Origin of the sequence: Delftia sp. 60 (assembly GCF_002754395.1) — a bacterium.
GTDB classification, from domain to species: Bacteria; Pseudomonadota; Gammaproteobacteria; order Burkholderiales; family Burkholderiaceae_C; genus Comamonas; species Comamonas acidovorans.
Genome location: NZ_PEFD01000001.1, coordinates 4,781,512 through 4,801,409 on the forward strand (window position 1 = coordinate 4,781,512; position 19,898 = coordinate 4,801,409).

24 protein-coding genes and 1 pseudogene are annotated in these 19,898 nt (G+C 63.6%); 14 read left to right on the forward strand and 11 right to left on the reverse strand.

The window, feature by feature from the left end; translation table 11 throughout:
* Positions 1-5 precede the first annotated feature (5 nt).
* From pheS to aceA, 6 genes are all read right to left on the reverse strand, one after another.
* On the reverse strand, positions 6-1,058 hold the full coding sequence (pheS, locus tag CLV01_RS21665; protein ID WP_012206411.1) for a phenylalanine--tRNA ligase subunit alpha: 1,053 nt from the start codon (positions 1,056-1,058) through the stop codon (positions 6-8).
* Positions 1,059-1,168: 110 nt separating this feature from the next.
* Positions 1,169-1,528 carry a 50S ribosomal protein L20 gene (gene rplT / locus CLV01_RS21670; RefSeq protein ID WP_012206412.1) on the reverse strand — a complete coding sequence of 120 codons (360 nt, stop codon included), beginning with the start codon at positions 1,526-1,528 and terminating at the stop codon, positions 1,169-1,171.
* Between the two features lie 26 nt (positions 1,529-1,554).
* A complete protein-coding gene (gene rpmI, locus CLV01_RS21675) occupies positions 1,555-1,758 on the reverse strand; it encodes a 50S ribosomal protein L35 (protein ID WP_012206413.1) in 204 nt (67 codons plus the stop codon).
* A 203-nt stretch (positions 1,759-1,961) separates the two neighbouring features.
* A complete protein-coding gene (gene infC, locus CLV01_RS21680; protein ID WP_012206414.1) occupies positions 1,962-2,579 on the reverse strand; it encodes a translation initiation factor IF-3 in 618 nt (205 codons plus the stop codon).
* A gap of 80 nt (positions 2,580-2,659) precedes the next feature.
* The gene (gene thrS, locus CLV01_RS21685; protein ID WP_099733225.1) at positions 2,660-4,591 is read right to left on the reverse strand and encodes a threonine--tRNA ligase; all 1,932 of its coding nucleotides are present in this window, start codon (positions 4,589-4,591) and stop codon (positions 2,660-2,662) included.
* A 308-nt stretch (positions 4,592-4,899) separates the two neighbouring features.
* Entirely contained in the window at positions 4,900-6,231 is a 1,332-nt protein-coding gene (gene aceA, locus CLV01_RS21690; protein WP_013801675.1) for an isocitrate lyase, read from the reverse strand.
* Between the two features lie 362 nt (positions 6,232-6,593).
* Here aceA and CLV01_RS21695 point away from each other — a divergent pair, with 362 nt between their 5' ends.
* The 8 genes and pseudogenes from CLV01_RS21695 (at position 6,594) to hemP (ending at position 12,063) form a co-directional block, all read left to right on the forward strand.
* Positions 6,594-7,544 carry a DMT family transporter gene (locus tag CLV01_RS21695; RefSeq protein ID WP_071956350.1) on the forward strand — a complete coding sequence of 317 codons (951 nt, stop codon included), beginning with the start codon at positions 6,594-6,596 and terminating at the stop codon, positions 7,542-7,544.
* 216 nt (positions 7,545-7,760) lie between these two features.
* The gene (locus tag CLV01_RS21700; protein ID WP_012206418.1) at positions 7,761-8,060 is read left to right on the forward strand and encodes an SWIB/MDM2 domain-containing protein; all 300 of its coding nucleotides are present in this window, start codon (positions 7,761-7,763) and stop codon (positions 8,058-8,060) included.
* Positions 8,061-8,177: 117 nt separating this feature from the next.
* The gene (locus tag CLV01_RS21705) at positions 8,178-9,305 is read left to right on the forward strand and encodes an alpha-hydroxy acid oxidase (protein ID WP_099733224.1); all 1,128 of its coding nucleotides are present in this window, start codon (positions 8,178-8,180) and stop codon (positions 9,303-9,305) included.
* Positions 9,306-9,411: 106 nt separating this feature from the next.
* A complete protein-coding gene (locus tag CLV01_RS21710; RefSeq protein ID WP_012206420.1) occupies positions 9,412-9,684 on the forward strand; it encodes a (2Fe-2S)-binding protein in 273 nt (90 codons plus the stop codon).
* 101 nt (positions 9,685-9,785) lie between these two features.
* Positions 9,786-10,486: pseudogene (locus tag CLV01_RS21715) on the forward strand (energy transducer TonB).
* 15 nt (positions 10,487-10,501) lie between these two features.
* Positions 10,502-11,224: a MotA/TolQ/ExbB proton channel family protein gene (locus tag CLV01_RS21720; RefSeq protein ID WP_012206422.1), complete on the forward strand. Its 723-nt coding sequence runs from the start codon at positions 10,502-10,504 to the stop codon at positions 11,222-11,224.
* Between the two features lie 3 nt (positions 11,225-11,227).
* Positions 11,228-11,641 carry an ExbD/TolR family protein gene (locus CLV01_RS21725; protein WP_013801671.1) on the forward strand — a complete coding sequence of 138 codons (414 nt, stop codon included), beginning with the start codon at positions 11,228-11,230 and terminating at the stop codon, positions 11,639-11,641.
* A gap of 200 nt (positions 11,642-11,841) precedes the next feature.
* Positions 11,842-12,063, forward strand: coding sequence for a hemin uptake protein HemP (gene hemP, locus CLV01_RS21730; protein WP_012206424.1), 222 nt, complete (start codon positions 11,842-11,844; stop codon positions 12,061-12,063).
* A 261-nt stretch (positions 12,064-12,324) separates the two neighbouring features.
* Here the strand turns inward: hemP and CLV01_RS21735 are convergent, their stop codons facing one another.
* On the reverse strand, positions 12,325-12,732 hold the full coding sequence (locus CLV01_RS21735) for a GlcG/HbpS family heme-binding protein (RefSeq protein WP_063325750.1): 408 nt from the start codon (positions 12,730-12,732) through the stop codon (positions 12,325-12,327).
* Positions 12,733-12,922: 190 nt separating this feature from the next.
* Between CLV01_RS21735 and CLV01_RS21740 the strand changes: the two genes are divergently transcribed.
* Together CLV01_RS21740 and CLV01_RS21745 are read left to right on the forward strand one after the other, a co-directional pair.
* Complete coding sequence (locus CLV01_RS21740) at positions 12,923-13,615, forward strand: Bax inhibitor-1/YccA family protein (protein ID WP_012206426.1); 693 nt, start codon at positions 12,923-12,925, stop codon at positions 13,613-13,615.
* Positions 13,616-13,681: 66 nt separating this feature from the next.
* Entirely contained in the window at positions 13,682-14,110 is a 429-nt protein-coding gene (locus CLV01_RS21745) for a hypothetical protein (RefSeq protein ID WP_099733223.1), read from the forward strand.
* A gap of 101 nt (positions 14,111-14,211) precedes the next feature.
* On the opposite strand, the gene rlmD is transcribed toward CLV01_RS21745, so the two are convergent.
* Both rlmD and CLV01_RS21755 read right to left on the reverse strand, forming a co-directional pair.
* Positions 14,212-15,684, reverse strand: a complete 1,473-nt coding sequence (rlmD, locus tag CLV01_RS21750; RefSeq protein ID WP_088164226.1) for a 23S rRNA (uracil(1939)-C(5))-methyltransferase RlmD — start codon at positions 15,682-15,684, stop codon at positions 14,212-14,214.
* A gap of 76 nt (positions 15,685-15,760) precedes the next feature.
* Positions 15,761-16,078 (reverse strand): hypothetical protein, encoded by a 318-nt coding sequence (locus CLV01_RS21755; protein ID WP_013801667.1) that lies wholly within the window; start codon positions 16,076-16,078, stop codon positions 15,761-15,763.
* Between the two features lie 187 nt (positions 16,079-16,265).
* On the opposite strand from CLV01_RS21755, the gene CLV01_RS21760 reads away from it, so the two are divergent.
* From CLV01_RS21760 to CLV01_RS21775, 4 genes are read left to right on the forward strand one after another with little or no spacing between them, the layout of a single operon-like run.
* Entirely contained in the window at positions 16,266-16,826 is a 561-nt protein-coding gene (locus tag CLV01_RS21760) for a GbsR/MarR family transcriptional regulator (protein ID WP_012206430.1), read from the forward strand.
* Between the two features lie 32 nt (positions 16,827-16,858).
* On the forward strand, positions 16,859-17,728 hold the full coding sequence (locus tag CLV01_RS21765) for an NAD-dependent epimerase/dehydratase family protein (protein ID WP_099733222.1): 870 nt from the start codon (positions 16,859-16,861) through the stop codon (positions 17,726-17,728).
* Entirely contained in the window at positions 17,721-18,125 is a 405-nt protein-coding gene (locus CLV01_RS21770; protein WP_034395344.1) for a DoxX-like family protein, read from the forward strand. The genes CLV01_RS21765 and CLV01_RS21770 overlap by 8 nt, the downstream gene beginning before the upstream one ends.
* A complete protein-coding gene (locus CLV01_RS21775) occupies positions 18,122-18,601 on the forward strand; it encodes a DUF2269 family protein (protein WP_034395341.1) in 480 nt (159 codons plus the stop codon). Before CLV01_RS21770 ends, CLV01_RS21775 begins: the two co-directional genes overlap by 4 nt.
* Before the next feature lie 41 nt (positions 18,602-18,642).
* On the opposite strand, the gene CLV01_RS21780 is transcribed toward CLV01_RS21775, so the two are convergent.
* Positions 18,643-18,858 carry a TOBE domain-containing protein gene (locus CLV01_RS21780; protein WP_099735077.1) on the reverse strand — a complete coding sequence of 72 codons (216 nt, stop codon included), beginning with the start codon at positions 18,856-18,858 and terminating at the stop codon, positions 18,643-18,645.
* A gap of 54 nt (positions 18,859-18,912) precedes the next feature.
* Positions 18,913-19,896: an ATP-binding cassette domain-containing protein gene (locus tag CLV01_RS21785; protein ID WP_099733221.1), complete on the reverse strand. Its 984-nt coding sequence runs from the start codon at positions 19,894-19,896 to the stop codon at positions 18,913-18,915.
* Positions 19,897-19,898 lie beyond the last annotated feature (2 nt).

A 19,898-nucleotide genomic window follows, 5' to 3' on the forward strand; every position in this document is an offset into this window, starting at 1 on the left:
CCGGATCAACGGAATTGCGACAGGAAGCGGATATCGCCGTCAAAAAACAGTCGCAGATCGTTGACGCCATAGCGCAGCATGGTCAGGCGGTCAGGCCCCATGCCAAAGGCAAAGCCGATGTACTTTTCGGGGTCCAGTCCCATGTTGCGCACCACGTTGGGGTGCACCTGGCCGGAGCCGGCCACTTCCAGCCAGCGGCCGGCCAGCGGGCCGCTCTGGAACTGGATGTCGATCTCGGCGCTGGGCTCGGTGAAGGGGAAGAAGCTGGGGCGGAAGCGCAGCACCAGGTCGTCGCTCTCGAAGAAGGTCTTGCAGAAGTCGGTGAAGACCACCTTCAGGTCCTTGAAGCTGACGTTCTCACCGATCCACAGGCCTTCGCACTGGTGGAACATGGGCGAGTGCGTGGCATCGCTGTCCACGCGGTAGGTGCGGCCCGGCGCGATCACGCGGATCTCGGGCATGCCCTGGCCGGCGTCCAGCCGCTCACGGTATTTCTTGACGTGCTGCACAGCGTGGCGCACCTGCATCGGGCTGGTGTGCGTGCGCAGCAGATTGGGAGCCTGCTCCGTGCCGCCTTCCACGTAGAAGGTGTCGTGCATGGAACGGGCGGGATGGTCTTCCGGCGTGTTCAGCGCCGTGAAGTTGAACCAGTCGGACTCGATCTCGGGGCCCTCAGCCACATCGAAACCCATGGAGCCGAAGATGCCCTCGATGCGCTCCAGCGTCAGCGACACGGGGTGCAGGCCACCCTGGCCACGGCGGCGGCCCGGCAAAGTCACATCCAGCACCTCGGCCTTCAGGTGGGCCTGCAGTTCGGCATCGGCCAGGGCCTTGCGGCGCGCGGTCAGCGCGGCCTCGATGCCTTGCTTGGCCACGTTGATGGCGGCTCCGCGCGACTTCTTCTCTTCGACGGAAAGCTGCGCCATGCCCTTCATGAGCTCGGTCACCTTGCCCGACTTGCCCAGAAACTGCGCCTTGGCGTTTTCCAGATCAGCGGGGGTTTGTGCCTGCGCGAACAGCTGCTGCGCGCTCTCGACCAGAGAATCCAACTCGTTCATATCGACTCTTTATCGACTGTGAAAAGAAACAAGGGCTAGCAGCCTTTTCAAGCCCTAGCCCTTGCTGTTTGCGCTGCAGACCATCACGAGGATGGCCGCAGACCGTTATCTCAAGCAGCCAGCTTGGCCTTGACTTGATCAACGATGCTGCTAAACGCAGCCTTGTCGTGCACCGCGATATCGGCCAGCATCTTGCGGTCGATCTCGATGGCTGCCTTCTTCAGGCCGTTGGCGAACTGGCTGTAGGTCAGGCCCAGTTCACGTGCAGCGGCGTTGATACGGGCGATCCACAGACGGCGGAACACGCGCTTCTTGGCACGGCGGTCACGGTAGGCATATTGCCCAGCCTTCATCACCGCCTGCTTGGCGATGCGGAAGACATTGCCGCGGCGGCCGCGGAAACCCTTGGAAAGGGCCAGAACTTTTTTGTGACGGGCGCGGGCCGTTACACCACGTTTGACGCGAGGCATGTGTTTTCTCCTTGTTCGTCAGTGAATTACAGGCCAGCCATCGGCAGCATTTGTGCGATAGAGCCCATGTTGGTCTCATGCACAGACACTGCACCACGCAGGTGACGCTTGTTCTTGGTGGTCTTCTTGGTCAAGATGTGACGCTTGAAGGCTTGACCGCGCTTGACGGTGCCACCGGGACGAACGCGAAAACGCTTCTTCGCGCTGCTCTTGGTCTTCATTTTGGGCATTTGAATGCTCCTGTTGTTTGTGCTCGTGAGGCGGCTCGCAACACTGCGCGCACTTGCTGGCCCCGAGACACTTCTGTGCCAGCCCGGAGGCCGGCAAGAACAAGGGACATGGAAACCATGTCCCTTGCATCGCACGCCCCGCGCAATCAACTCGCGCACGGCCTGCAAATTCTGTCGCCCCTCAACGAAGGGCGAAACCGCGATTATGCCTTATCAGCCACCGCAGGTGCAGCAGAAACTTCTGCCGGCTTGCCGCCAGCTGTGGGCTTCTTGCGCGCAGGGGCGATCATCATCACCATCTGGCGGCCTTCCAGCTTGGGGAACTGCTCCACCTGGATGGAATCCGCCAGATCGTCACGCAGACGGTTCAGCAGGTCCAGACCAATCTGCTGGTGCGTGATTTCACGGCCGCGGAACCGCAGCGTGATCTTGCACTTGTCACCATCGGCCAGGAAACGGCGGATGTTGCGCAGCTTGATGTTGTAGTCGCCGTCGTCGGTACCAGGGCGGAATTTCACTTCCTTGATTTCGATGACGGTCTGCTTGGCCTTGGCTTCGGCAGCCTTCTTCTGTTCAAGGTACTTGAACTTGCCATAGTCCATCAACCGGCAGACAGGCGGAGTGGCAGTGGCGGCGATTTCCACCAGGTCCACGTCCAGTTCGCCCGCCATGCGCAGCGCTTCCTGCAGAGGCACGATGCCCAGCGGCTCGTTCTCCGGGCCGGACAGACGCACTTCAGGCGCCATGATTTCACGGTTGAGACGATGCTTGCGCTCTTCACGGTGGCGCCGATCACGAAATTCAGTAGCTATGGTTCTCACCCTTGGATTTAAGTTGCTACAACAGCGTAGCCGCTTGTGTGCAGTACACGCAAGCGGCTACCGCCTTTGGAGATGCTCCATCAGGCCTTCGCCGCGATGTCCTTGGCCACGAGTTCAATGAACGCATCGACCGACATCACACCGAGGTCCTTGTTGCCCCGTGCGCGCACTGCCACTGCACCAGCAGCCTTCTCCTTGTCGCCAGCAACAAGGATGTAAGGCAGCTTTTGCAACGAATGCTCCCGTATTTTATACGTAATCTTTTCGTTGCGCAGATCTGTCGCCACCCTAAGGCCTTGATTCGGAAATGCTTTTTGCAGCTTTTGTGCGACTTCCCGCACATAGTCCGCCTGCGCATCGGTGATATTGAGCACGGCGGCCTGCACGGGAGCCAGCCACGTCGGCATGGCGCCAGCGTGCTGCTCGATGAGAATGCCGATGAAACGCTCCAGGCTGCCAACGATGGCACGGTGCAGCATCACGGGGCGATGGCGGTCGCCATCCTCGCCCACGTACTCCGCATCCAGGCGCTCGGGCATGGAGAAATCCACCTGGATGGTTCCGCACTGCCACTGGCGGCCGATGGCGTCCTTGAGCGTGTACTCGATCTTGGGGCCGTAGAACGCGCCATCGCCGGGCGAGATCACGTACTCGCAGCCCGAAGCCTCCAGGCTGTTGATCAGCGCAGCTTCTGCCTTGTCCCAGCTCTCATCGGAGCCGATGCGCGCCTCGGGGCGCGTGGCGACCTTGTAGATGATGTCGCTGAAACCGAAGTCCGCGTAGACCTTTTGCAGCAGCGTGGTGAAGGCCAGCACTTCGGGCTGGATCTGGTCTTCGGTACAGAAGACGTGGCCGTCATCCTGCGTGAAGCCGCGCACGCGCATGATGCCGTGCAGGCCGCCCGTGGGCTCGTTGCGGTGGCACTGGCCGAATTCGCCGTAGCGCAGCGGCAGGTCGCGGTAGCTCTTGATGCCCTGCTTGAAGATCAGGATGTGGCCGGGGCAGTTCATCGGCTTGAGCGCGTAGTCGCGCTTTTCCGACTCGGTCGTGAACATGTTCTCGCGGTACTTGTCCCAGTGGCCGGTCTTCTCCCACAGGGTCTTGTCCAGGATCTGCGGACCCTTGACCTCCTGGTAGCCGTTGTCGCGGTACACGCGGCGCATGTACTGCTCGACCTCTTGCCACAGGGACCAGCCCTTCGGGTGCCAGAACACGGTGCCCGGCGAATGCTCGTCAATGTGGAACAGGTCCAGTTCGCGGCCCAGCTTGCGGTGGTCGCGCTTTTCAGCCTCCTCCAGCATGTGCAGGTACTGCTGCAGGTCGTCCTTCGATGCCCAGGCCGTGCCGTACACGCGCTGCAGCATCTCGTTGCGATGGTCGCCACGCCAGTAGGCGCCAGCCACCTTCATCAGCTTGAAGAACTTGAGCTTGCCGGTGCTGGGCACGTGCGGGCCGCGGCACAGATCCTCGAAGCTGCCTTCGCGGTACAGGCTCACATCCTCATTGGAGGGGATGCTGGCGATGATCTCGGCCTTGTAGTTCTCGCCGATGCCCTTGAAATACGCAACGGCCTCGTCGCGCGGCAGCACGCGGCGCACCACGGGCTCGTCCTTGGCGGCCAGTTCGGCCATGCGCTTTTCGATGGCGACCAGGTCCTCGGGCGTGAAGGGGCGCTTGTACGAGAAGTCGTAGTAGAAGCCGTTCTCGATCACGGGACCGATGGTGACCTGGGCCTCCGGGAACAGTTCCTTGACGGCATAGGCCAGCAAGTGGGCCGTGGAATGGCGGATCACCTCCAGGCCATCGGGGTCCTTGGCCGTCACGATGGACAAGGGCATGTCCTTGTCGATGACGAAGCTGGTGTCCACCACCTTGGCGTCATCGCCAGCCCCCACCTTGCCGGCCAGTGCCGCTTTGGCAAGGCCCGTGCCTATGGATGCGGCCACTTCGGCCACGGTGACCGGGCCGGGGTACTCACGTTGCGAACCATCGGGAAGCGTAATGTGGATCATGGGATTCCTAAAATATTTCTCAGGGGGCGCGCATCCCCCAAAAGCAAAAAGCGCGGAGCCAGGTCCGCGCTTTCTTGGGGTCGAGTGAATCTCGTGCAGGCGCGAACCGCCAGCCGCTAGCGGCCGGTGTACATCTCCGATGTAGTTCGCGGTGTCATAACCATGATGCCTTTCTCGCCCTTGTCAGTTGTTGTCAATTGAAAACTTCCGCCATTTTAACCCCAGCAAAGAAAAAGCGCCCGAAGCACAAGGCTCCGGACGCTTTCTCACCCCTATCTACCTGAAGTTGCACTCACCGAAGCCGCGCTTCAGTGGAATTGCTCCTCTTCCGTGGAGCCGGTCAGTGCCTTCACGCTGGACGAGCCACCCTGGATCACCGTGGTCACGTCGTCGAAGTAGCCTGCACCCACTTCCTGCTGGTGCGACACGAAGGTGTAGCCTTGTTCGCGGGCTGCGAATTCGGGCTCCTGAACCATGTTCACGTAGTGCTTCATGCCTTCGCCGTTGGCGTAGGCGTGGGCAAACTTGAACGTGTTGAACCAGTTGATGTGAATGCCGGCCAGCGTGATGAACTGGAACTTGTAGCCCAGAGCAGACAGGTCTTCCTGGAAGGAGGCGATCTGGCTGTCGTTGAGGTTCTTCTTCCAGTTGAACGAAGGCGAGCAGTTGTAGCTCAGCAGCTTGCCTGGGCAGGCGGCATGCACGGCCTGGGCGAACTCGCGGGCAAAGCCGATGTCGGGCACGCCGGTTTCGCACCACACCAGGTCGGCATAGGGCGCATAGGCCACACCGCGGCTGATGGACTGCTCCATGCCATTGCGGACACGGTAGAAGCCTTCCTGTGTGCGCTCGCCGGTCAGGAACGGCTTGTCGTTGGCGTCGTGATCTGAGGTGATCAGGTTGGCGGCTTCAGCATCGGTGCGGGCCAGCACGATGGTAGGCACGCCCATAACGTCAGCGGCAAAGCGGGCGGAGATCAGCTTCTCGACGGCTTCCTGGGTGGGCACCAGAACCTTGCCACCCATGTGGCCGCACTTCTTCACGGCAGCCAGTTGGTCCTCGAAGTGCACGCCGGCTGCGCCAGCGGCAATCATGTTCTTCATCAGTTCGAAAGCGTTGAGCACGCCGCCAAAACCGGCTTCCGCATCGGCGACGATAGGCAGGAAGTAGTCGATGAATTCCTTGTCGCCGGGGTTGATGCCACGGCCCCACTGGATTTCGTCGGCACGCTTGAAGGTGTTGTTGATGCGGCGCACCATGGTGGGCACCGAGTCATAGGCGTACAGCGACTGGTCGGGGTACATGGTTTCGCTGGTGTTGCCATCGGCAGCCACCTGCCAGCCCGACAGGTACACCGCTTCCAGGCCAGCCTTGGCCTGTTGCATGGCCTGGCCTGCGGAGATGGCGCCAAAGGCATTCACGTAGCCCTTCTTGGCACCGCCGTTGATCCTGTCCCAGAGCAGTTCCGCGCCACGCTGGGCCAGTGTGTATTCGGGCTGCAGGCTGCCGCGCAGGCGCACCACGTCGGCGGCGCTGTAGCCGCGCTTGACGCCCTTCCAACGGGGGTTCTGCGCCCAGTCTTTCTCAAGGGCGGAAATCTGCTGTTCACGGCTCAGTTGCTGGGTCAGGGATTGGGGCATGTTGCTCTCCTGGGAGGTGGTTGAAACAAGCGGCTTTCTTGCGTCGGCCTTGGGATCAAATTTAAGTCTTATAGAAGACCTCATCAACATCTTGTGTCTTATACAAGACTAAATTTTTTATCATATAAATCAACGAGTTATTTTCATATTTTTCAATATGAAATCACATTTCTCGTATTGAGAAAAATTGGCGCAATGCAGCATTTCAATATTTCACAATGCAAAACATGAATTCCATGCCATGAAAAGTCACCACAGCATGGCAAGCGTCCGCGACAGGCACATGTCACGCACACCGGACGCGCTCACAGGTACCATCGCGCGTTCAGGCGGCGCTCCCGCCTCTCAAACCAGCACTTGCCGTGAACACCTCCCATCGCAGATCTGCCTATGCCTGCCTGGCGCTGAGCATGTCCCTGGTCGGCAGCTATGTCGCCCTCTCCAAGCCTCTGGCGGCCATTTTTCCGGTGCTGCTGCTGGCCTGGCTGCGCTTTGGCATCGGGGCCATCGCCATGCTGCGCTGGCTGCGCAAGCCGGCTGACGAGGCCCCCCTGTCTCGACGCACGCAGGGCCTGCTGTTTCTTGAGTCGCTGTTCGGCAACTTTCTCTTCACCATCTGCATGGTGACTGGCGTGAGCCTGACAAGCGCCGTCACGGCCGGCGTCACCATGGCTGCCATCCCTGCTGCCGTGGCCTTGATGAGCTGGCTGTTTCTGCGCGAGCGCGTGGCTGCGCGCACCTGGCTGGCCATTGCGCTGGCCGTGGCGGGCATCGGCCTGTATGCACTGTCCCGTCCGGACGCTGGCGCCGCCTCGGCAGCATCAGCCTCACCGCAGGCGTGGCTGGGGCAGATGCTGCTGGTCGGCGCCGTGCTTTGCGAGGCGTTCTACGCCGTCATCGGCAAGCGCCTGACCACGTCCCTGGGGCCCAAGCGCATCACATCCATCGTCAATCTCTGGGGATTTGCGCTGTCTACACCCTTCGGGCTGTACCTGGCGTGGCGCTTCGACTTCGGCAGCGTGGCATGGAGCATCTGGGGTCTGTTGCTGTTCTACGCCCTTGCCGCCTGCGTGTGGACCGTGTGGTTGTGGATGACAGGCTTGCGCAACGTGCCAGCCTCCCAGGCCGGCACCTTTACGGTACTGCTGCCGATCAGCGCTGCCGTGGTCGGCATGTGCGTGCTGGGCGAACGGGTCACATCCATGCAGGCGCTGGCCTTTGCGATCGCCCTGCTGGGCATTCTCGTGGCCACCTGGCCGGGCAGAAAACGCCTTGCACAACACCCTTCCGCGAGCGGTGCCAGCCCCTTCTGAAAACGCTGCCGCCGACGGCCAACCTGCCAGTGCGGCCCTCGAAAGCGAGCCAGAATGCAAAAACTCCTCAAAAAACAGCGCCACAGCAACAAATCGAGGCAAAAATTTGACGGGTAAGCTTGGAAGAGCGTTTTTTTCCCATTAGCATCAGCCTGCCAGTGGATAGCGACGGTTTTTCGCTGGTAAAGAATCCACTCCATACTAGGAACAAGCAACATGGCAACTGCAAAGAAGGCAACGGCTGCTCCGGCAGCTCCCGCAAAGAAGCGCACTCCCAACGCCGCCTTCATGAAACCCCTCACCCCCAGCCCCGCTCTGGCTGCCGTGGTGGGTTCCACTCCCCTGCCCCGCACCGAGATCATCAGCAAGCTGTGGGTCTACATCAAGGCCAACAAGCTGCAAGACGCTGCCAACAAGCGCATGATCAACGCCGACGCGAAGCTCAAGGAAGTGTTCGGCAAGCCCCAAGTCTCGATGTTCGAGATGGCTGGCCTGATCGGCAAGCACGTCAAGTAATCCTCGGGCCTGCGCCACGACGGATGAAAGCCGGCCCCTGGGCCGGCTTTTCTTTTTTCCGGGATGCCATCTCCTCTTCTTGCCGGAGATGCTGCACACCGACAACATTCCAATGCCATGAGTCAAGTGCCCGCGCTGCAAGCCGTTCCCGACGGCATCATCAATCTGGCCGACCACGAGGCGCATGCGCGGCAGCGGATGGACGACAACGCCTGGGCCTATTTCTCGGGCGGCGCGGCCGATGAGTGCAGTCTTGCGGCCAACCGCAGCGCCTGGGACGCGCTGACACTGTGGCCGCGCGTGCTCCGCCCCCTTGCAGGCGGCCATACCCGGCTGCAGTTGCTGGGCAGGGAGCTGGCCTGCCCGCTGCTGGTGGCCCCCATGGCCTTCCAGCGCATGGCCCATGCGGACGCAGAGCTTGCAACGGCCTATGCCGCAGCGGCGCTGGGGGCGGGCATGGTGCTCAGCACACAGGCCAGCCTGCCGCTGGAGACAGTGGCACAGGCAGCACGGCTCACGCCTGGCCATGGCCCTTTGTGGTTCCAACTCTATCTGCAGCATGACCGCGGCTTCACCACGCAACTGATCAAGCGCGCAGAGGCCGCAGGCTACGAAGCGCTGGTGCTGACCGTGGACGCGCCCACCAGCGGTGTGCGGGACCGTGAACGCCGCGCGCGCTTTTGTCTTCCGCCGGGAGTGTCTGCCGTCAATCTGCAGGGGATGGCGCCACTTGCAGCCATGCAACTCGCACCAGGCCAGAGCCCCCTGTTCGACGGCCTTTTGCACCATGCACCCACCTGGGATGACGTCGCGTGGCTGCAGCAGCAGACACGGCTGCCGCTGCTGCTCAAGGGCGTGCTCCACCCGGCCGATGCGCTGCAGGCCGCGAGACTGGGAGTAGCGGGCATCATCGTCTCCAACCATGGAGGGCGCACGCTGGACACCGCACCGGCCACGGCAACAGCCCTAGCCCGTGTGGCCAGGGCCGTGCGCGGCGCGGGCCACGAGCTCCCCTTGCTGGCCGACGGGGGCATACGGCGCGGCACAGACGTGCTCAAGGCGATCGCCCTCGGTGCGACGGCGGTTCTGATAGGCCGCCCCGTACTCTGGGGGCTGGCCAATGCGGGCGCCGCCGGCGTGGCCCATGTGCTCAGGTTGCTGCGCGATGAACTGGAGATCGCCATGGCGCTGACAGGGTGTGCCACCCTTGCCCAGGCCACTGTGGAACTACTGGATACCGAGTAAAGCCGAGCGCCATACAGCCCTACAGACAACCAAGAATTGCAAATGCGATGAATTCTCATTTATAATTTTTCATCCTATCAATAGCCAGCCACTACTGCCTGTAGCCATGATCGTCTGTGTATGCCGCCGGGTTTCCGACCGTGAGATCGCACGCCACGCTCATGCGGGCATGAGCTTTGACGAGATCCAATTCGAATTGGGTATCGCCATGCAGTGCGGCCGCTGCGAGAGCTGCGCCCGGGATGTGGTGGCGCAATGCTGCGCCAGCCAGCCCGTGGCGGCCATCCACAACGAGGTCGCGGCCCAGACCGTCCAGCTTGCCAACAACATTCTGGAGAGCAAAGCATGGTCCTCCTCTCAGCACTTGTCGGCAGCCTGATCCTCGTCGTTACATGCACCTGGTGGATTCTGCGCAGCTGATACTCCGTCTTCCGAGCGACAGCACCCGGCTCCCATACGCTGACCGCTCCTTCTGTCTCTATGTCCCAGTCTGATCGTTTTGGCCCCCCGGGGGCCTTGGCCGTAACGTGGCCATCGCGGGTTCGGTCGTGGTCTTGCATGCAGCAACCCTTTGGGCGATGCAGCATGGACTGCTCCAGCGCGCACCCGAAGAGGTCATCGTGCCAGCCCAGGTGATTGCGGAATTCATTTCGCCACCCGCTCCCGAGCCCGAGGCACCCAAACCCCCTCCTCCGCCACCACCTCCCAAACCCCAGCCGGTCGTGAAGAAGGCACCGCCGCTGCCCAAGGCCATTGCTGACCCCAAGCCTGCACCTGCGGCGCCGCGCGGCACGCTGGACGACGAGCCCAAGCCCGTGGTGGAAGCACCGCCGGCACCGCCCGCCCCTCCTGCACCGCCAGCGCCTCCCGCGCCCCCGGCACCACCGGCTCCGCCCAAGATCGAATTGCCGTCCAACAACGCGGCCTACCTCAACAACCCGGCCCCCAACTACCCCGCCATCAGCAGACGCATGGGGGAACAGGGAACGGTCACGCTGCGCATCTTCGTGGACGCGCAAGGCCTGCCTCAAAAGATCGAGGTCAGCAAATCCAGCGGCTACGACCGTCTGGACCAGCAGGCCGTGGACGGCGTCAAGAACTGGAAATTCGTCCCCGGCAAGAGCAACGGCACGCCAACCCCCATGTGGGTCACCGTCCCGGTCAAATTCACCCTCAATTGATTCTCAGGAGTATCCATGGATTCCCAATTCGGCATTGCCCACGTCTGGACGCAGGGAGACTTCGTCACCCGTGCCGTCGCCATCATCCTGCTGGCCATGTCGGTGGCCTCTTGGCTCGTGATGATCATCAAGGCCCTGGACATCGTGAAGTTCAAGAAGCTGGCGCGCAACGCCCAGGACTTCTGGCACAGCCCCGACCTGGCCAGCGGCCTGGAAAAGCTGGGCGATGACCGCTCCAACCCCTTCCGCTACCTGGTGCTCGAAGGCCGCGAAGCCACTGCCCACCACCGCAAGACCAGCGCCCACCTGCATGACACGCTGGACATCAGCGACTGGGTGACCCGCTGCATGCGCAACGGCATCAGCGAGTTCACCGCCCGCCTGCAATCGGGCCTGGCCATTCTGGCTTCCGTGGGCTCGACCGCTCCCTTCATCGGCCTGTTCGGCACCGTCTGGGGCATCTACCACGCGCTGGTCGCCATCGGCCTGTCCGGCCAGTCCTCGATCGACAAGGTCGCGGGCCCCATCGGTGAAGCGCTGATCATGACCGCCCTGGGCCTGGCCGTGGCGATCCCCGCCGTGCTCGGCTACAACGCCGTGGTGCGTGGCAACAAGTCCATCCTCAACGCCCTCAACAGCTTTGCCCACGACATGCACGCCTACTTCGTGACCGGCGCCCGCGTGTCCATCGACGGCAAGGAAGCCGGCAACGTGCTGCCGCTGAAGAAAGGCGCGTAAGCCATGGCATTCGGAACAATGGACGATGACGGCGAAGAGGTGATGAACGAGATCAACATGACGCCGCTGGTCGACGTCATGCTGGTGCTCCTGATCATCTTCATCATCACCGTGCCGGTGATGAAGCATTCGGTGAACGTGGACCTGCCCCGCGCCACCAACCAGCCCGAGGACGTCAAGCCCGCCACCGTGCGCCTGGCCGTCTCCGCCGATGGCCAGTACCACTGGAATGGCGTTGCCGTCAGCGATACGCAGTTCGAGGAGAACCTCAAGGCCGAGGCGGCCAAGGAGCCGCAACCTGACCTGCATATCCAGGGTGACAAGGAAGTCCGCTACGAGCGCGTGGCCCAGGCCATGGCCGCCGCACAGCGTGCAGGCGTGCGCAAGATCGGCTTCGTGACGGACCCGGCCAAGTAGGCCGTGGCAGGCATTCCTTGCATGGCGATCAACGACAACGGCCCTTCGGGGCCGTTTTTCATTCTCTTCGCGTTGGCAGTGCATCGGGTCGCAGGGATAGGACTGGTCCCAGAAACCACAATGCGAGTAAGTCTCACTTGATTTTCAATTGAGAATTGTTATCATTCACAAAACTTTCCAATTTTTGAGGAATTCCCTGCATGTCTGCCACTTCCGCCGCCACCTCGCATCTGTCCGGCAACTCCAACGCCCAGGCCTTTGCAGCGCTGCAGGCCGCAGCATCTGCAGCCCTGACCGGGGCCGCCAGCGGACTCGACAGCACCTTGCTGCTCAATGGACAAAAGGCTGTGACCATCGTGCACAACGGCACGCCCTACCGCCTGCAGGCCACCAAGCTGGGCAAGCTCATCCTGACTAAATAAGCAAGATTCCAGCCGTCGTCGGATGCCCGACCGGCGGCTTCTTCGTTTCATCGTGGGGCGACCTTGGGGCTTCCAGTCTCAGAGGTCGATTAGCCAGCCAACAAAATCTCCGGATTTTGCGTAGCCAAGCATTTTTTCCCCGCGCTGCAGCGCAGATTGACCAAAGAAAAAGCCCCTGTCCATCGGCACAGGGGCTTTTTCTTGGTTGCATGGATCAGTCCCCAGGGACCGATTCATGCAGCATGGGTGCACCAGGGGCTATTACAGGCCCAGAGCAGCAATGCCGGCGCTGGCAACCTGCGCATCCTCGCTGGCCTTGACGCCGCTGACGCCCACGGCGCCCAGGCATTGGCCGTCCTTCATGATGGCCACGCCACCTTCGAGCAAGCCGTCCAGCGTGGGCGCGCTAAGGAAGGCCGTGCGGCCGTTGTTGATCATGTCTTCATAGCCCTTGGTATCGCGGCGGCCCAGGGCCGCCGAGCGGGCCTTGGACGGAGCGATGTGGGCCGACACGGCGGCGGCGCCATCCAGGCGCTGCAGCCACAGCAGGTGGCCGCCGTCATCGACGATGGCAATGGTCACGGCCCACTTGTTCTTCAGCGCCTCGGCTTCTGCGGCGGCGGCAATGGCCTTCACGTCGGCCAGTTCGAGTTCATGCTTGGTCTTCATAAGATTCCAATTATCCATTCCATCACAAATGTCCTATAAGCATAGCAATCGTATGAGGACTGACAATGCATGCGCAGAACAAAACATTCGAAACCAAACCATGGCGGCGGCTCGGGGTATTGCAAGTCGCGCGCAAGCCGCCACCTAGAATGGGCAAGTCGCAACAACACTCCTTCGGAGGACTGGCCACATGAATGATCAAGTCACCACACTGGGCTCTGCGGGCTACGGTGTCTCGCAGCAAGAGCGCAATCGCGTATTGCGCAACACCTACTGGCTGCTGGCCCTGAGTCTTCTCCCCACCGTGCTGGGCGCTTGGCTGGGCGTGGCCACGGGCATCACGCGCTCGCTGAGCGGCGGTCTGGGGCTCATCGTCTTCCTGGGCGGAGCCTTCGGCTTCATGTTCGCCATCGAGAAGACAAAGCACTCGGCAGCCGGCATTCCCGTGCTTCTGGGCTTCACGTTCTTCATGGGCCTGATGCTGTCGCGCATGATCGGCATGATCCTGGGCTTCAAGAACGGCTCCGAGCTGATCATGACCGCCTTTGCAGGCACGGCCGGCGTGTTCCTGGTCATGGCCTCGCTGGCCACGGTGATCAAGCGCGACCTGTCGGGCATGGGCAAGTTCCTGTTCGTCGGCGTGCTGGTGCTGTTCGTGGGCTCCATCATCAACGTCTTCATCGGCTCCACGGCCGGCATGATGGCGATCTCGGTGGCGGCCATCGGCATCTTCAGCGCCTACATGCTCTATGACCTCAAGCAGATCATGGACGGCGGCGAGACCAACTACATCAGCGCCACGCTGGCTCTGTACCTGGACCTGTTCAACGTGTTCCAGAGCCTGCTGGCCCTGCTGGGCATCATGGGCGGCGAACGCGACTGATGCCGCGCGCGGAAGGCTTCACCTTCCCTGCTGCACACCAAAGGCCTCCTTCGGGAGGCCTTTTGCATGTCCGGGATCATCATTTGTGCAAAGCGGACTCAACTTCTTCCAGGGCCTGCCGATAATCTCCTCAAGATGACCATGCCTAATCTTCCCCGCACCTTCGCCATCCTGCTGCTGCCCACGCTGCTCGCCGGCTGCAAGCTGGATGATATTCCGGGCCTGGGACCGGATCCCCGCACCGTCGCCAAGGAGGCCGAGGCCAAGGCCATCGGCGGGGCGTGCCGCCATGCCCTGCGCGGGCTGGAGGATTGCTACACGCTCAACCCCAAATCGTCCAAGGCCCTGGTGTTTGCAGGCTGGAAGGATATGGACGAATACATGCGCGCCAACAAGATGGAGGGCACGCCTTCGGTCCTGGGCCAGAGCGACCGCCGCCGCAGCGAAAAGGATGAGGCGCCTGCCGAGCCGACCTCAGGCCGCAATCGCAGCTGACCCCTTTTGAGATCCGGATTTGAGATCTGGATTCGCACATTAAAAAGCCGTGGCCGCCCGAGGGCTCCACGGCTTTTTCCATGGCACGGGCAGCCAGGCCGTCAGTCTGCGCAGCGCTCGAACACCGCCATGCTCTCCACGTGGGCCGTGTGGGGGAACATGTTGACCACGCCTGCCGACACACAGCGATAGCCGGCCAGATGCACCAGAAGGCCGGCATCGCGCGCCAGCGTTGCGGGATTGCAGCTGACATAGACGATGCGCTCGGGAAAGCGCCAGGCCTCATGCCCTGCCGGCAGGGGCTCGGCGCCTTCGGCACCGATGCGCGCCTGGTGGATGTCGGCCAGGGCCTTGGACAGCGCAAACGCGCCTTCGCGCGGCGGATCAACCAGCCACTTGCCGGCTACGCCGTCGGCGAACAGCATCTCGGGCGTCATCTCGAACAGGTTGCGCGCCACAAAGCGCGTGGGCGCGAGCTTGTCGCCCTCTGCGCGCTGTGCGTTGTTGGCGGCGTAGTTTTCATGGGAGCGCTTGACCAGGGTATCGCTGCCCTCGATGCCCAGCACCTCGCGCGCCTGCGTGGCCAGGGGAAGGGTGAAGTTGCCCAGACCGCAGAACCAGTCGATCACGCGCTCATCCTTCTTGACATCCAGCAGGCGCAGCGCGCGCGTGACCAGCACGCGGTTGATGTGCGGATTGACCTGGGTGAAGTCCGTGGGCTTGAACGGCATGGTGATGCCGAAATCGGGCAGGCCATAGTCGAGCTGGGCGCCTCCCTGCTCCATGAGGTGCACGGTGTCCGGGCCCTTGGGCTGCAGCCACCACTGCACGTTGTGCTCGGCTGCGAAAGCGCGCAGCCGGGCCTGGTCGTCCTCGGACAGCGGCTCCAGATGGCGCAGCACCAGGGCCGTGACGGAGTCACCGCAGGCAACCTCGATCTGCGGGCAGGTTTCGCGCGCATCCATGGAGGCGATCAGCGCGCGCATGGGCAGCAGCATGGCGTCCACATGGGGCGGCAGGATCTTGCAGGTCTCCATGTCGGCGATGTAGCGGCTCTTGCGCTCGTGAAAGCCCACCAGCACCTTGCCCTTCTTGGCCACATAGCGCACCGACAGGCGCGAGCGGAAACGGTAGGCCCAGGACGGACCTTCGATGGGGCGCAGCAGCGTCTCGGGCTTGACCTTGGCCAGATGCCAGAGATTGTCTTCCAGCACGCGCTGCTTGATGGCCACCTGGGCGCCCACGTGCAGATGCTGCATCTTGCAGCCGCCGCAGGCACCGGCATGCAGACCGAAATTCGGGCAGCCGGGGCGCACGCGCTGGGAAGATTCGCGGTGGATGGCCGTCAGGCTGGCGGCTTCCCAGTTGTTTTTCTTGCGATGGGTGTTGGCGCTGACCAGTTCGGTCGGCAGGGCGCCGTCGATGAATACCACCTTGCCATCGCTCTTGCGGGCCACGCCCTGGGCGTCCATATCCATGGACAGCACCTGCAGCCAGCCTTCGGGCAGTGCAGGGGCGTCGATGTCGGCTTCGGGCAGGTTGTCGGGGATCTTGTTGTCGCGGGGTTCACTCATGGGGCACGATTGTCTCAGGCTCTCCCCTTGCCCTGTTGGCGGCTCCCCAAAAAAGCCCCCAACTCGCTTTTGCCTCTCAGGACCGCGGAGTGCTGCTGCGGCCCAGGTCCCGCTGCCGCTCCTGGCGCGCCCGGGCCAGTTGCTCGCGTTCGGCCAGCAGGTTGATTTCGGTGATGCAGTTGAATTCGTCCAGCGTGAACACCATGGTGGCACCGCGCTCGATCTTGTCCACGGTCTGGTGCAGCGGCAAGGTCAGGTCCACCGGCGGGCGGTTGGAGCGGTAGATCAGTTCCTGCTCGGGCGTGTAGACGGAATAGCAGGCGGCAGACGCGGCCTGCGCCAGCGCGCAGGCGGCCAGCACGGTGATGGCACGCAGGTTTTGCACAGCAGTCATGGTGTTCCCCTCAAAACGGCGGCCCGCCTGTGTATGTACTGGGTGGCAGGCCAGGCTGCCCAGCATTATGGAGCAGCACATGCCGCGCCCCGCCAGGCGCCGCCTCCGCGCTGCAGCCGGTTTTGATTTTTCAGCTTTCTCAAATTTCTCTCTTGACAGAAATTTCAGGCCTGCAGACACTGAGGCCATGCAACTGAGTCCCATCGCACACCGTTTCATCCACCATTGGGGCGACATGGGCAGCTCCTGGGGGGTGAACCGCACGGTCGCCCAGATCCACGCCCTGCTGTTTTTCCATGGCCGCCCGCTCAACGCGGAAGAGATTGCCGACACGCTGGGCGCCGCTCGCTCCAACGTGAGCAACAGCCTCAAGGAACTGCAAGGCTGGGAGCTGATCCGCACCAGCCGCAGGCCTGGCGACCGCCGCGACTACTTCGAGACCTCGTCCGATGTCTGGGAGCTGCTGCGCACCATCGTGCGAGAGCGCAAGCAGCGCGAGTTCGACCCGACCTCGGAGATGCTGCGAGAACTGATCGCCGAGCCCGGTTTCGATGCCGAATCCCCCGACACCCAGGACCGCGTGCACGAGACGCTGCGCCTCATGGAGTCACTGGGCATCTGGACCGATGAAATGCTGCGGCTGTCGCCCTCCACGCTGGACAAGCTGCTGCGCCTGGGCGCCAGCGTGCAGCGCTTCGTGCGCTCCGAGGCCGCTGACACCCGCGTCAAGCGCGGACGCCGAGCCTGAAATTTCCGTCACAAGAGAAACTGGAGGTCACCATGCGCATTCTGGTCTGCGGCGGCAACGGCTTCATCGGCCGCCATATCGTCAACCGGCTGGCACTGGCCGGCCACGATCCCGTGGCGCGCAGCCGCCATTCCCTGCCTGCGCTCGACTACGCCAAGGCCACCACGCCCGAGGCCTGGCTGCCGCACCTGGCGGGCGTGGATGCCGTGGTCAATGCCGTGGGCGTGCTGCGCGACAGCGCCTCCCGGCCCATCGATGCCATGCACGCCCAGGCCCCCATCGCCCTGTTCGATGCCTGCGCGGCGGCTGGCGTGCGGCGCGTGGTGCAGATCTCTGCCCTGGGCATAGAAGGCAGTGCCACGCGCTACGCCACCACCAAGCGCACCGCTGACGAGCATCTGCTGGCACTCACGGCAGCCGGCCATCTGCAAGGCTGCGTGGTCCGCCCCAGCGTGGTGTTCGGCGCTGGCGGCGCCAGCAGCGAGATGTTCCTGTCCATGGCGCGCCTGCCGGCGCTGCTGCTGCCGCGCCCCGTGCTGCAGGCCCGCGTGCAGCCCGTGGCCGTGCGCGACCTGGCCGAGGTCGTGGCCGGCCTGGTGACGCGCCCCGAGCCCGTGGGCATGATCGAGATCGGCGGCCCCCTGCCCTTGCCGCTGGCCGCGCTGATTGCCAGCCTGCGCGCGCAAATGGGCCGCGCTCCCGCCCGCGTGGGCACGCTGCCCGGCTGGCTCACCCGCGCCAGCGCACGCGCTGGCGACTGGGTCAGCGCCTCACCCTGGTGCAGCGAGACATTGGCACTGCTGGCCAGCGACAACGTCACCGATCCGGCCGGATTGCAAGCCCTGCTGGGCCGGCCCGGCATTGCGCCCTCCCAACTGCTGTCCACCTTGCGCCATGGATGAGCGCCGCTCCCGCCCTGTTCCAGCGCCGCTGCGCACCATGCACTTGAGCCTGATCGCCGTCTGGCTGGGCACGGCCCTGGTCAGCGCCATCGAGCACCGCGGCCTGAGCGTGCAGGTGCTGGCCGATGCCGGCATCCACGATGCGCGCTGGCAGACATTCCTGATCTGGAGCGGCCTGCTCGCCGACCTGGCCGTGGGCCTGGCGCTGTGGCTGCGGCCGGGCCGGGAGAGCTATCTGGCGGCTTTGCTGCTGATGGCTGCAATGACGGTGCTGGCCACGGTGCTGCAGCCCACGCTGTGGCTGCATCCGCTGGGGCCGCTGCTCAAGAACCTGCCGATCGCAGCCATGCTGCTGCACCTGATGTCGGCACCTGTCACCCCGAAGGAGTCCGCATGAATCTCTACCTGTTGCTCAAGACGCTGCATATCGCGTCCAGCGTGCTGCTGGTCGGCACCGGCCTGGGCTCGGCCTTCTACATGTTCTTCGCCAACCGCAGCGGCAGCGTCGCTGCCCAGGCCGTGGTCAGCCGCCTGGTGGTGCGTGCGGACTGGTGGTTCACCACGCCCTGCGTGGTCATACAGCCCTTGAGCGGCATTGCCCTGGCCCACATGGCGGGCTGGCCGTTGACCACGCCGTGGCTGGCACTGTCGCTGGGCCTGTACCTGCTGGCCGGCGCCTGCTGGCTGCCCGTGGTCTGGCTGCAGGTGCGCATGGCCGCCATGGCGCGCGGCGCGCACGCAGCGCAGGCCGCCCTGCCCGCGCTGTATGCCGTCTACGCCCGGCGCTGGGAAGCGCTGGGCTACCCGGCCTTCATCGCCATGGCCGTGACCTACTACCTCATGGTCAACAAGCCGATGCTCTGGGGCGGTTGAGCATCGGCAGTGCCTTCAGTGCCTGGCCTCAGAGCTTGGCCTCAGAGCTTGGCAATGGACACTTCGGTGGACTTGACCAGGGCCACCACGTCGGAGCCCACGACCAGGCCCAACTCGTCCACCGAGCGCGTGGTGATCACCGAGGTGACCACGCCCCAGGGCGTCTGCACATCGACTTCGGAGACAACGTCGCCTCGGATGATTTCGCGCACCTGGCCCTTGAACTGGTTGCGCACGTTGATGGCTTGAATGGGCATGTTTTTCTCCTGGGGATCAAAAGGAATCAAAGGAAGGTTGGGGGAAACGGAAAGTCAGACCGCCCAGCGCAGGCCATGGGCCGGTACGCCGGGCCAGGCCGTGGTGTCGGTCAGCGGATTGGCTTCGGGCTCGGCGGCGGGCTTTTGCAGCACGCGGTCGAGAATGCGTTGCTCGATGGCCGCCAGCGCCACGCTGCCGTGCACGCGCGGCCGTGGCAGGGCGATGCGTTCGTCCAGCGCGATGCGGCCGCCCTCGATCAGCACCACGCGGTCGGCCAGGGCCACGGCCTCCTGCACGTCATGCGTGACCAGCAGCGCCGTGAAGCCGTGGCGCTGCCACAGGCCTTCGATCAGGCGGTGCATCTCTATGCGGGTGAGCGCATCGAGCGCGCCCAGCGGCTCGTCCAGCAGCAGCAGCAGCTGCGGGCGATGCACCAGGGCGCGTGCCAGGGCCACGCGCTGGCGCTGGCCCCCGGACAGGCGCGCCGGCCATTCGCCCTCGCGGTCGGCCAGGCCGACCTGGGCCAGCACTTCGCGGCCACGTTCCTGGGCCGAGGCGGGCAGGCCCAGCGTCACGTTGGCCAGCACGCGCCGCCAGGGCAGCAGGCGCGCGTCCTGGAACATGATGCGCGTGCCGCCCTGCGCGCCCTGCACGGCGCGGGCGGGCTCGCCGTCCAGCAGCAAGGTGCCGGCCGTGGCCTGCTCCAGGCCTGCGACCAGGCGCAGCAAGGTGCTCTTGCCGCAGCCGCTGCGGCCCACGATGGCGACGAATTCGCCAGGCTCCACCTGCAGCTGCACTTCGTGCAGCACCTCGCGCTGGCCGTAGCGCTTGGTCAACCCGCCGGCCTGCAGGCGCACGCCACGGCGTGGTGCGGATTGGGGGGATGCGGACTGCGGCGCATCGTCGTTCTGGGCCAGGCGGTCGCTGACGTCCAGGCCATCGGCATCGAACGAGGCCTCCCAGGCCATCGCCGGCGCGGTGGTGTTCAGCTCCACGGCCTGTGCCAGCGTGGTCTTCATACGGTTCCATCGGCTCATGT